Annotated in this window: 10 protein-coding genes; all 10 read right to left on the bottom strand. The window is 68.6% G+C overall.

Annotation, left to right across the window (positions count from 1 at the left end; translation table 11 throughout):
* Positions 1-114: 114 nt before the first annotated feature.
* The 10 genes from ACZ1A1_RS16105 to ACZ1A1_RS16150 all read right to left on the bottom strand — a co-directional run bounded on the left by ACZ1A1_RS16105 (position 115) and on the right by ACZ1A1_RS16150 (position 11317).
* Positions 115-573: a cytochrome c-type biogenesis protein gene (locus ACZ1A1_RS16105; RefSeq protein WP_463620681.1), complete on the bottom strand. Its 459-nt coding sequence runs from the start codon at positions 571-573 to the stop codon at positions 115-117.
* Positions 570-2555, bottom strand: coding sequence for a heme lyase CcmF/NrfE family subunit (locus ACZ1A1_RS16110; RefSeq protein ID WP_463620682.1), 1986 nt, complete (start codon positions 2553-2555; stop codon positions 570-572). The genes ACZ1A1_RS16105 and ACZ1A1_RS16110 overlap by 4 nt, the downstream gene beginning before the upstream one ends.
* Complete coding sequence (gene ccmE, locus ACZ1A1_RS16115; protein ID WP_119258890.1) at positions 2552-3001, bottom strand: cytochrome c maturation protein CcmE; 450 nt, start codon at positions 2999-3001, stop codon at positions 2552-2554. The genes ACZ1A1_RS16110 and ccmE overlap by 4 nt, the downstream gene beginning before the upstream one ends.
* A complete protein-coding gene (ccmI, locus tag ACZ1A1_RS16120; RefSeq protein ID WP_463620683.1) occupies positions 2998-4131 on the bottom strand; it encodes a c-type cytochrome biogenesis protein CcmI in 1134 nt (377 codons plus the stop codon). Before ccmI ends, ccmE begins: the two co-directional genes overlap by 4 nt.
* Positions 4132-4237: 106 nt before the next feature.
* Positions 4238-4672 carry a hypothetical protein gene (locus ACZ1A1_RS16125; RefSeq protein WP_463620684.1) on the bottom strand — a complete coding sequence of 145 codons (435 nt, stop codon included), beginning with the start codon at positions 4670-4672 and terminating at the stop codon, positions 4238-4240.
* 109 nt (positions 4673-4781) lie between these two features.
* Positions 4782-6200 carry an ATP-binding protein gene (locus tag ACZ1A1_RS16130; protein WP_463620685.1) on the bottom strand — a complete coding sequence of 473 codons (1419 nt, stop codon included), beginning with the start codon at positions 6198-6200 and terminating at the stop codon, positions 4782-4784.
* Positions 6190-6861, bottom strand: coding sequence for a response regulator transcription factor (locus ACZ1A1_RS16135; protein ID WP_119258894.1), 672 nt, complete (start codon positions 6859-6861; stop codon positions 6190-6192). The genes ACZ1A1_RS16130 and ACZ1A1_RS16135 overlap by 11 nt, the downstream gene beginning before the upstream one ends.
* A 51-nt stretch (positions 6862-6912) precedes the next feature.
* Positions 6913-7164 carry a hypothetical protein gene (locus ACZ1A1_RS16140; protein ID WP_119258930.1) on the bottom strand — a complete coding sequence of 84 codons (252 nt, stop codon included), beginning with the start codon at positions 7162-7164 and terminating at the stop codon, positions 6913-6915.
* 93 nt (positions 7165-7257) lie between these two features.
* Positions 7258-7464, bottom strand: coding sequence for a hypothetical protein (locus tag ACZ1A1_RS16145; protein WP_313196616.1), 207 nt, complete (start codon positions 7462-7464; stop codon positions 7258-7260).
* A 13-nt stretch (positions 7465-7477) separates the two neighbouring features.
* Complete coding sequence (locus ACZ1A1_RS16150; protein ID WP_463620686.1) at positions 7478-11317, bottom strand: baseplate multidomain protein megatron; 3840 nt, start codon at positions 11315-11317, stop codon at positions 7478-7480.
* Positions 11318-11319: the final 2 nt, after the last annotated feature.

The following is an 11319-nucleotide window of genomic DNA, read 5'->3' on the forward strand; positions in this document are numbered from 1 at the left end:
CCTTTTTTCTCTTCTCTCATGGCTGCGCCCGGCAGCCGATGGAAAAGAGATAGGCCGGCGCACATTACATGGCACTATCCGCCGCATGAATTTTTCGTAATGTTGGGGATTAGGCTAGTCGTTTTTCAGGGCGCGTTCCAGCTCGGCCTTTTCCGCTTCGGAAAGCGGCGTGCCCGTCGGCTGGCCGCCGCGCCGGCGCACGAAGAGGACCATCGCGGTCGCGCCGGCGAGGAAGAGCACCAGCGGCGCACCCCACAGCAGCAGCGTCTCGCCGCGCACACGCGGATTGAGCAGCACGAATTCGCCGTAGCGGGAGACCACGTAGTCGATCACCGCCTCGTCGCTGTCGCCGTTCTTCAGCCGCTCGCGCACGAGGAGGCGGAGGTCGCGGGCAAGTTCCGCATTGGAATCGTCGATCGACTGGTTCTGGCAGACCATGCAGCGCAGCTCGGCCGAAAGGGCCCGGGCGCGCGCCTCCAGCGCCGGATCGGAGAGGACCTCGTCCGGATTGACGGCAAAGGCCGGGAAGGCCGAAAGCAGGAAAAAGGCGGCGAGCAGCAGGCGGCGCATCATTCCGCCGCCTCCAGCGCGGGCCTTGCCCTGCGCGCCTTCTGCGGCGCGCCGACGCGCAGGCGCCGGTCGCAGAGCGAGACCGCGCCGCCCGCCATCATGATCAGCGCGCCGATCCAGATGCACAGGATCATCGGCTTCCACCAGACGCGCACGACGATGCCGCCGTCGGCCATGGCGTCGCCGAGCGAGACATAGAGCTGGCTGAGGCCGAAGGTGCGGATGCCCGCTTCCGTCGTCGGCATGCGGCGCGCCATGTAGAGGCGCTTCGACGACCAGATCTCGGTGACGATCACGCCGCCGCGCGCCACGGTGAAGTGGCCGGCTTCCTCCGTATAGTTCGGCCCCTGCCCGCGGCGCATGCCGTCGAAGGTCAGGGTATAGCCGCCGGACTCGACCTGCGCGCCGGGCTTCATCTCCACCACGTGCTCGGTCTCAAAGGCGGTGACCGCGATGATGCCGACGACCGTGACGCCGATGCCGATATGGGCGAGCGCCGTACCGAAGGCCGAGCCCGGCAGGCCGATGAAGCGGCGGAAGGCGACATTGCCGGCCACCTTGCCGATGCCGGCGCGCAGCCAGAGATCGGTGATCGCGCCCGCGATCATGTAGAAGCCGATGGCGAGGCCGAAATAGGCAAGCACCGGGCCGCCGTCATGCGCATAGACGACCGCCGCCGCCACGACGAGGCCGATGCCGACCGCCGCGAAGAGGCGCTGGCCGGCGGCAAGGATATCGCCCCGCTTCCAGGCGAGCAGCGGCCCGAAGGGCACGGCCAGCAGCAGCGGCAGCATCAGAAGGCCGAAGGTAAGGTTGAAGAAGGGCGGGCCGACGGAGATCTTCTCGCCCGTCAAGGCCTCCAGCACCAGCGGATAGAGCGTGCCGGTCAGCACAGTCGCCGCCGCCGTCGTCAGGATGAGGTTGTTGAGGACGAGCGCGCCCTCGCGCGAGATCGGCGCGAAGAGGCCGCCGGCCTTGAGCGTCGCCGCGCGGAAGGCGAAGAGCGACAGCGCCCCGCCGATGAAGAAGACCAGGATGCCGAGGATGAAGACGCCGCGCGTCGGATCGGTCGCGAAGGCATGTACCGAGGTCAGCACGCCCGAGCGCACGAGGAAGGTGCCGAGCAGCGACATGGAGAAGGTGAGGATCGCGAGCAGCACGGTCCAGATCTTCAGCGCCTCGCGCTTTTCCATGACGAGCGCGGAATGCAGCAGCGCCGTGCCGGCGAGCCACGGAATGAAGGAGGCGTTCTCCACCGGATCCCAGAACCACCAGCCGCCCCAGCCGAGCTCGTAATAGGCCCAGTATGAGCCCATGGCGATGCCCGCCGTGAGGAAGGACCAGGCGGCGAGCGCCCAGGGCCGCACCCACCGCGCCCAGGCCGCATCGATGCGACCGTCGATCAGCGCCGCGATGGCGAAGGAGAAGCAGACGGAAAAGCCGACATAGCCGAGATAGAGCAGCGGCGGATGGATGGCGAGGCCGATGTCCTGCAGCACCGGATTGAGGTCCCGCCCCTCGGGCGGCGCCGGCGAGAGGCGCAGGAACGGATTGGAGGTCAGCAGGATGAAGAGGGCGAAGGCCACCGAGATCAGCCCCTGCACCGCCAGCACGTTGGCGCGCAGCCGCTCCGGCAGGTTGGCGCCGAAGGTCGCGACCAGCGCGCTGAAGAAGGCGAGGATGAGGAGCCAGAGCATCATCGAGCCCTCATGGTTCCCCCAGACGCCGGAGATCTTGTAGATCATCGGCTTCAGCGAATGCGAGTTCTCGAAGACATTGGCGACCGAGAAGTCGGAGACGACATAGGCAAAGGTCAGCACCGAGAAGGAGAAGAGCACGAGCATGAAGCCGGCAAGGGCCGCGGCGGGGGCCACGGCCATCAGCGAGCGGTCGTTCCGGATCGTGCCGACCAGCGGCAGGACGAACTGGACGACGACCGTCGCCAGCGCCAGCACGAGGGCATAATGTCCAAGCTCGATGATCATTTGATCGTTTCCTTGCCGGAAAGCTCGACGCCCTGCGCCTTCAGGCGGTCGGCCACATCCTTGGGCATATAGGTCTCGTCATGCTTGGCGAGAACCGTGTCGGCGACGAAAAGTCCATCCGTGCCGAAGGCGCCCTCGGCGACGACCCCCTGCCCCTCGCGGAAGAGGTCCGGCAGGATGCCGGTATAGGTCACCGGCACGTTGGCGAGCGTGTCGGTCACCGTGAAGGTTATCGTGGAGCCCTCGCCGCGCTTGACCGTGCCGGCCTCCACCAAACCGCCGAGACGGATGCGGGTGCCCGGCGCGAGGTTCGCCTTGGCGAGGTCGCCCGGCACGTAGAAATAGGCGATCGACTGGCTGAAGGCGAACATGACCAGCAGCACTGCCGCGACGAGGAAGGCGACGCCGCCACCGATCACCGCCAGACGTTTCTGTTTGCGTGTCATTGTCCGCTGCCCTCAACCGAAATCGACAGTTCCCGCGCCAGCGCGAGAAGCTGTCTTCCGTTCTCGCTGTCCGCCGGGAAGGTTTTCAGCGCCGTCATTAGCGCCGCCTCGGCCTTCGGCCTTTGATCCAGCACAACATAGGAACGGATGATGCGCATCCACCCTTCGAAATTGTCGGGATTTTCCTGGAGCTTCGCCGCGAGGCCCTCGACCATGCCGCCGATCATCTGCCGACGGTCGCCCGCCGACATGTCCTCGGCGGCGGCAACGTCCTCTGCCGTCGGATTGCCGGGCTGGCCGGCCGTGCCGCCGTCCTCACCCGTCGCGGTGATATGCTTGTTGACGAGCGGCAGCCAGGGCGCATCGGCCGGCGCTTGCTTCGCCATCGCCTCGAAGGCCGCGCGGGCCTCCTCGCGCTTGCCTTCCTGCTCCAGCGCCAGCGCGAGATAGTAGCGGGCGCGGGGATTGTCGGCATTGAGCTTCAGCGATGCTTCGAGGTGCTTGCGCGCATCCGCGGTGACGATGCCGTTCGCAAGGGCGATCAGCGTCTCCGCATAGCCGTCGAGCCGGTCTGGCGTCTCGCCGAGCAGGCGGATCGCCTCGGAGAAGGCGTTCGCCGCATCCTCCATCCGGCCGCTGCGGTAATAGATCGGTGCAAGCAGGTCCCAGCCCTCCCCGTCCTCGGGATTGCGGGCCAGATGGTTCTCCGCCTTGGCGACGAGGATGCCGATATCGTTGCCGGGATTGGCGAGGCGTTCGGCGAGCGGCTGGGCCGGAAGATCCGGCCGGCCGGTCGCGATGTAAAGACAGAGCCCGACGGCGGGCAGGAGCACGATCACGCAGAGCTGCGCCAGCCGGTTGCGGCGGCTCGCCAAGCCCGTCCGCGCCCTCGCCCCGGCCTTGCGGGCGGCGATCAGCCGGCGCGCGACCTCCGCGCGGGCAAGCTCGGCCTCGCCTGCGCCGATGAGACCCGTCGCCTCGTCGCGCTTCAATTCCTCGAGCTGGTCGCGATAGACCTCGACGTCATAGCCGGCATCGTCCGCCGCCTCCGCGGGATGGCGCAGCAGCGGCAGGAGCAGGACGACAGCGACGGCGGCCGTCAGGATGGCGACGAGAATCCAGAAGAACATGACCGTTCAAATACTGGAACACCGGGGCGTTTCCAATTCCCCCCGGCGCGATGACGCGAAATTGAGGCGTTTCGCCGCAAGTTCGCGCCTGTTCAGGCCCGGGCGTTCAGGAAAGCGGCGTCCAGGCGCCGTCGGCATTGCGGCAGGCGGCACCGCGGGTCGTGGTGTCGCGGCCCTCGACCGTCAGCGTATGGCGGTACTGGCGGCAGTTCTGCGAGCCGACCTGATAGGGCGCGGCCGCGACGACCGAGCCGCTGACGCCCTTGCCCTGCCAGACGACCGGCTGGCCGCCGGGGGCCGCCTCGAGCGCGCGGTATTCCGCCTCAAGCGCCCGCTGCATGTCGGCCTTGGAAAGCTGCGTCGCCGCATTGCGGCTCACGAGACCGCCCTGGAGCGCGGAGATATAGACGGCGGCGCCCTGCGAGCCGGAAGGCAGCACGCCGCCGGCCATGCTCTTGCCGCCCGATGTGGTGGTGCATCCCGAAACCGTCGCTGTTGCCAGAAGCAAAGGGAAAAAGGCGCCGCGCAAACCCGTCTTCATCCGCTGGGACCGTCTCTCTACACGCAAGGGGCGGCAAGCCGCGCCATAACCATCCACGTCCGCGATCCTCATCGTCGCGAGCCCTTTCCTTGTTGCATTGTCCGCCGCCTCAGGCAACATCCTTTGTGACCGCCGGCAGAACGAGCCGCGCCAGCAGCCCGCCGCCGGCCCCGCGCGAAAGCCCGAAGGTCCCCTGGTATTCCGAGGCGATCTCGCTGACGATGGAAAGGCCAAGGCCGGTGCCCGGCTTGCTTTCGTCGAGCCGCTTTCCCCGCTTCATCGCCTCGCGGATCTGGTCGGACTCAAGACCCGGACCGTCGTCCTCCACCTCGATCACGATCCAGCTCTTGCGCCCGTCGTCGTTGCCGCGCATGTCGGCCGGTGCCGGGGTGACGCGGACGGCGACCGCCGTGCGGGCATAGCGCGCCGCATTCTCGAGGAGATTGCCGACCGTCTCCTCGACGTCCTGCTGCTCCATCGCCAGGACGAGGCCGGGCGGATCGACCGCCAGCGGAAACTGGATCTCGGCATTCAGCCGCCGCATCACGCGCACCAGCCGTTCGAGCACCGGAAGCGCCTCCGTGCGGGCCAGCACCGATTCGCGCTGGGCGGCGATGCGGGCGCGGTTGAGGTAGGATTGCACCTGTCCCTGCATGGCCTCGGCCTGCGTCTTCACGAGGTCGCCTTGCGGCGCGGCGAGGAGGCGCGATTCGTTGAGCAGCACGGCGATCGGCGTCTTCAGCGAATGGGCAAGGTTGCCGACCTGCATGCGGGCGCGCTCGACGATGCGCCGGTTGCTGTCGATCAGCGCGTTCACCTCGCTCGCCAAAGGCAGGATTTCTCTCGGGAAATCGCCGTCGAGTTGCTCGCTCTCGCCGGCCCGGATCTTTTCCAGCGCCTTGCGGGCGCGGTCGAGCGGTTTTAGGCCGATGAGGATTGCCGCCGCGTTGAGGAGAAGGCTGCCGACGCCGAAGCCGGCGAGCGCCAGATAGAGGCTGCCGGAGAAATCGTTGATGTCCTCTTCCAGCACGTCGCGGTTGCCGACGACGCGGAAGCGCGCCGTGCGCCCCTCGTCGTCGAGCACCACTTCCGTCTCGCCCACCTCCACCTCGTTCCCGAAGGAATCGACCGTGGTGTAGAAGCGCTCGTAGCGCGTGTCGAAGGGGATGCTGTCGGTATCGGGAATCGGGATGCTGCCGGTGCCGAGCGAGGAGGAGGTCAGCGCCTCGCCCTCCAGCGCCCCGCCGATCGGCTCGACGATCCAGTACCAGCCGGATTGCGGCTGGAAGAAGCGCAGGTCCCCGAGCTGCGGCGTGCCGGCAAGCCGGGTGTTCTCGCCCGCCGAGACCGAGTTGATGACGTTGTAGAGCTGGGCGCGCAGGAGATCGCGGAAACTTTTCTCCGCGCTCTGCCTGTAAAGCGTGGAGATGACCACGGCGATGACGACGAGCGCCACCGCGGCCCAGAGGGAGGCGAGGAAGAGGACGCGGAAGGTGAGCGAGCGGGAGCGCCTGGCGTTATTTGCCATTGGCGGGGGCTTGCATCCGGTAGCCGAGGCCGCGCACGGTCTCGATCAGGTCGACGCCGATCTTCTTGCGCAGGCGCCCGACGAACACTTCGATCGTGTTGGAATCGCGGTCGAAATCCTGGTCGTACATGTGTTCGACCAGCTCGGTGCGCGAGACGACCTCGCCCATATGATGCATGAGATAGGAGAGCAGTCGATATTCGTGCGAGGTGAGCTTGAGCGTCTCGCCGTTGACGGTCGCCTTGGAGCCCTTGGTGTCGAGCCGGACGGGGCCGCAGACGATGTCGGGGCTGGCATGGCCGGCCGCGCGGCGGATGAGGGCGCGGATGCGCGCCAGCACCTCCTCGACATGGAAGGGCTTTGCCACATAGTCGTCGGCGCCGGCATCGATGCCGGCGACCTTGTCGCTCCAGCGGTCGCGGGCAGTCAGCAGCAGGACCGGCATCGCCTTGCCGTCGGCGCGCCATTTCTCGAGGACGGTAATGCCGTCCATCTCCGGCAGGCCGATATCGAGGATGATGGCGTCATAGGGCTCGGTGTCGCCGAGATAGTGGCCTTCCTCGCCGTCGAAGGCCTGGTCCACCACGTAGCCCGCCTCCTTCAGCGCCTCGCTGAGCTGCCGGCTCAGATTGACGTCGTCCTCGACCACCAGAATGCGCATCGCGTCGTCCCCGTCTCCACTCCATCGCCGGGCAAGATAGCCCGGCGGCCCTTACATCGGCACGCGCACCGTCACCTTGCGCGGGCGGGCATTGCCATTGCCGGGCACCAGCACGGTCACCACGCAGCTATTGCCATCCGGCTTGGCGGACAGAAGCTCGCCACCGGTCTGGGCCACCACCTGCGCGGCCGCGCTGCTGCAATCGCCGCCCACCGCGACGACATCCCGCCGCGCGCCCGTTTCGACGGGCGCCGGGAGCATCAGGCTGGCCGCAAGCGCGGATATGAGAAGTGGCGAGGCCATGAACATACTTTCAGATGCGGATCAGTGTGATGCAAGCAATAAACGATCCACGCTGAATGGCAAATGAATGCAGGCCGGGGTCGGAAATGCCGCCTAGCGCACGCGCCGGCTCGCCGAAATCCGGCCGATCAGCGCCACGAGGCCGCCGACCACGCCCACCGCCGCGACGAGAAGATCGGCTAGCTCGGCCTCGTCGCCGGCCGTCACTTCGACCCCGGCGGCATGGGCAAGCGAGGCGAGAATCGCGACAAGCGCGCCCCAGACGGTGCGCGACCGGTACCAGGCTTTCACGTCGTTCATGGCTTTTCCTTTCCTAGAGGATGAGTGTCGCCTCGGCCGGCAGGCCGAGCGGCACCGCGCGGCCGAGCTGGCGCACGCGGATAGAGAGCGAGCCTTGCGGCGCGCCGAAATCGGCCAGCTCGTCGGCGGCCGGATAGGTGTAGGCGGGGACCGGGGTCTCGACGCTGCGCAGCACCGTTCCGCCCGCAAGGATATCGAGGCGATAGGTTTCCGCCGGCTCGTCGAGCGGGATTTCGGCGGCGAGCCAACTATCCGAATCGATCCGCCCGCGCCGTATCCACGAGAAGCGCGCCACGCCGTCGAGCCCGCGCCGGCCGCGAAGGTGCACGGGCGAGAGCGGCGTCAAGGCCCGCTGCCCGCCGGCAAAGGCGAACGGTCCCACCTGCCCTTCGGAAACGCCGACAGCATCGACGATCCAGTTGGAAAGCCGCCCGATCTCCTCCACGTCGAGGCCGAGCGGGCGCACGGCATCGTCGAGCACCACGACCTGCGCCCCTTCGGCATGGCCGGACACCATGGCGTCCTCCGTGCCGCAAAGCGCGCGCAACAGCCCCGTCAGCCGCCAGCGCCCCGGCGCGATCTCGCTCGCCGTGCGGAAGGCGACGATCTCCCACGCGCCGTTTGCGCCCTCAACGGCAAGGCGGTTGCCGCCGTTCAGCACGCTCACCGTATCCACGGAGGAGAGCCCGCCCGTGGGCAGGTCGAGAAGGATCGCCCGGTCCGGGTCGAAGCGCCCGACGACGCCCGCCGCCAGCGGCTCGGCCAGTTCACCGATCCGCGCCGGCCGGTCGAGGCGGACGCGGATGCGGTAGCCCTCGCTGGTTTCCGAGCTGGAGACGACCATGGAGCGCCACGGCCGCGCATAAGCGGCGATCGAGGCGAAATCCTGCGCCTCGCCCGAGCCGAGGACCGGCAGGTCGAGAAAGGCGATGACCGGCGAGAAGGCATCCGCTGGTCCCGCCCCGTTGACCGGCTTGCTGCCGCCGCCGACCACCAGAGGCGCGGCGCTCTCGCCCGCCGCCAGTCCCCGCGCCTCCACCTCGCGCACGAGGCCGTCGGTGATGCCGGTGATGAGGAAGCGCCCGGAAGGCCCCTCGGCGAGCCGCACCACATCGCCGGGCGTGAAGCCGAGCGCCGTCGGCGGCAGGCGGAAGGTGACGCGGCGCTGGCCGGAGCGATGGTCGCGCAGCGCGGTCTCGACGCTCGTCGTCGCCGCACCCGCATGCAGCACGGCCGGCAGCGAGATGCGCAGCACCCGGTCCGTGTCGCCCGCCATGCGCCGGGAGCGCGTGGTGACGCGCGGATGGGCGCTCGTCTCGTCGAAATGGTCGAGGATCGCCTCGCCGGCCAGATCGCTGATATGGCCGCGCGTCTCCTCGAAAAGCGCCTCGTCCGGCCGTTCGGCGAGCACGTCGAGCCGGGTCGCCGGCAGGGCGGATTTCAGCCGCGAGCGGAAGGTGAGCCTACCGTTCGCCTCCAGCGCGTCGATCTGGAAGGCCTCCATCAGCGGCTCGATCAGCCCGCGCGCCGAGGCCTGCTCGCCCTGCACGAGGCCCGGCAGGTCGCCCACCACGCCCGAAACGTCGAAATCGGCAAAGCCGTTGTCGGTCAGGATGGCGGCGATGACGTCGGCGACGGTGCCCGCGCCGAGCCGGCCGTTCAGCCAGTGCCCGCGCTGCCAGTTGATGCCGTCCGCCCAGAGCGCGGTGTTTTCCGGGAAGGCCGGATAGGGCCGCGCATCCCAGGTCCACAGGAACATGCGGCCGGGATCGACCATGCCCGCCTCCGGCCCCGCGCCCTGCCACCAGTCGTGATGGGCGTCGAGGAAGCGGCGCTGCATGGAATCGCTGCGCGCCCCGCCCGAATGGTGCGGCAGCGTGTTCTCGATGCTCTTCGGGTCGAGGAAGGTCTGCGGCTGGTTGGCGCCCTTGTCGATGGCCGGGCAGCCGAGCTCGGTGAACCAGACGGGCTTGCCGCGCGGCACCCAGGCGGTCGGCGTCGGCAGTTCCGCCCCGCCCGGCCCGCGCTCGTAATGCAGGTTCGCCCACCAGCCCGCGATATCCTTGTAGCGGAAGGTCCAGGGCTTTCCCGCCGCCCCGTCGCTGATCGGCCGGCGGATGCGCGCCTTGCGGTCGGCATCGTCCGCATAATACCAGTCGAAGCCCTCGCCTCCGGCGATCATGCCGGCCATGCCCGCCATGTCCTCGCCGTGGCGGAAACCGTCCGGGTTGCCGGCGAGCGTGTCGCCGTCCTGCCAGTCGGCAAGCGGCATGTAGTTGTCGATGCCCACGGCGTCGATGGCCGGATGCGCCCAGAGCGCGTCGAGATGATAGTGCACCTCGCCGCTGCCGTCGGCCGGCTGGTAGCCGAAATATTCGCTCCAGTCCGCCGCATAGGTGATCTTCGTGCCGGCGCGCAGGATCGTGCGCACGTCGCCCGCAAGGGTGCAGAGCCCCTCGACGAAGGGAAAGCGCCCTTCTACATCGCGCAGGCACGTGAGGCCGCGCATCTCCGTGCCGATGAGGAAGCCGTCGACGCCGCCCGCCGCTTCCGCCAGCAGCGCATGATGCAGGATCATCCGCCGGAAGCCCTGGTCGCCCGAGGGCGCGACGATGGTCTCGCCAGAAACGGAAAAATGCGCCCGCTGCGCATTGCCGAGGAAGGCGGCGACCTGCGTGCGCGCCGCGCCCGTGCGGTCGGCCGAGGGCGGATGGCAGGTGATGCGTCCGCGCCAGGGATAGGCCGCCTGCCCGGTTCCGCCATAGGGGTCCGGCAGGGCGTTGCCTTCCGGTATGTCCATCATCAGGAAGGGATAGAGATAGACCTCCAGCCCGCGCGCCTTGAGGTCGCGGATCGCCGCGATGACGCTCGCATCCGAGGGCGTGCCACCATAGGCCGCCGCCCCGCCGTTGCGGCTGACGAGATAGGCGCCCGCGCGCGAAACGCCCGCGACGCGCCAGGCCCGCGTCTCCGTGCCGCGCGTGCGCACCTCGACGCCCGGCACCATCTTGCACTGGCCCGCCCGAAGGTCCGTGCCGAACCAGGAGACGACGAGCGCGACACGTTCGAGGTTCGGGCAGAGGCTCTGCAGGTCGTTCATCGCGGCGTGCCAGTCGGTCGCGGCGAGCACCATGTTGCGGTTGAGGTGGCGGGCCGAGCCGGCGGCGAAGCGTTCGGTGACAAGCTGCGGGTCGTAGCCGTGCTCCGTCGCGCCGGGGATGACCGTCACGGCGCGGATCTTCTTCTCCAGCGTGCCGACGGGCTTGACCACTTCGAAATGCAGGATGGGAATGCGGTTGCCGTAGACGTCGAGCGGAAAGCGCTCCAGCACGACATAGGCAAGCCCGCGATAGGCTGGGGCATTCCCCGCCCCCTGCTTGGCCTCGATCAGCGGATCGGGCGGCTGGTCGGGCGTGCCGATATAAACGCGCACCGAGAGCGCCGAAAGGTCGACCTCGCGCCCGTCCGCCCAGATGCGGCGGATGGAGGCGATTGGCCCCTCGCAGATGCCGACCGCGAAATTGGCGAAGTAGCGGTAGGTCTGCGTGCGCGGGCCGCTCGCCTTGCCGCCCTGGCGCTGGACGATCACCTGCTCCTCGAAGCGCGTCGCCCAGATCAACGTGCCGCCGACGCGCGCCGTGCCGTAGACGCGGCTGATCGCCGTGCCCTCTTCGGCGCCCGGCACGCGCGCATCGGCAAGGCGCGGGCCGGAAAGGGTCCGCCCGCCGCCCATCAGCGAGCGGTCGACCACAGAGCCGGCCAGCGCCCCGACGGCCCGGCCGACGATGGCGCCGACGGGACCGAACACGCTGCCGAGCGCCGCGCCCGCGGCTTGCAGAAGAAGTGTCGCCATGG

The organism is Shinella sp. R2-11 (assembly GCF_055330205.1).

What these genes read in the sequence shown, in the direction of transcription:
- ACZ1A1_RS16110 (WP_463620682.1), bottom strand. Translation starts at nt 2,555, where the DNA reads ATGATCATCGAGCTTGGACATTATGCCCTCGTGCTGGCGCTGGCGACG.
- ccmE (WP_119258890.1), bottom strand. Translation starts at nt 3,001, where the DNA reads ATGACACGCAAACAGAAACGTCTGGCGGTGATCGGTGGCGGCGTCGCC.
- ACZ1A1_RS16150 (WP_463620686.1), bottom strand. Translation starts at nt 11,317, where the DNA reads ATGGCGACACTTCTTCTGCAAGCCGCGGGCGCGGCGCTCGGCAGCGTG.
- ACZ1A1_RS16125 (WP_463620684.1), bottom strand. Translation starts at nt 4,672, where the DNA reads ATGAAGACGGGTTTGCGCGGCGCCTTTTTCCCTTTGCTTCTGGCAACA.
- ACZ1A1_RS16145 (WP_313196616.1), bottom strand. Translation starts at nt 7,464, where the DNA reads ATGAACGACGTGAAAGCCTGGTACCGGTCGCGCACCGTCTGGGGCGCG.
- ACZ1A1_RS16135 (WP_119258894.1), bottom strand. Translation starts at nt 6,861, where the DNA reads ATGCGCATTCTGGTGGTCGAGGACGACGTCAATCTGAGCCGGCAGCTC.
- ACZ1A1_RS16130 (WP_463620685.1), bottom strand. Translation starts at nt 6,200, where the DNA reads ATGGCAAATAACGCCAGGCGCTCCCGCTCGCTCACCTTCCGCGTCCTC.
- ACZ1A1_RS16140 (WP_119258930.1), bottom strand. Translation starts at nt 7,164, where the DNA reads ATGGCCTCGCCACTTCTCATATCCGCGCTTGCGGCCAGCCTGATGCTC.
- ccmI (WP_463620683.1), bottom strand. Translation starts at nt 4,131, where the DNA reads ATGTTCTTCTGGATTCTCGTCGCCATCCTGACGGCCGCCGTCGCTGTC.
- ACZ1A1_RS16105 (WP_463620681.1), bottom strand. Translation starts at nt 573, where the DNA reads ATGATGCGCCGCCTGCTGCTCGCCGCCTTTTTCCTGCTTTCGGCCTTC.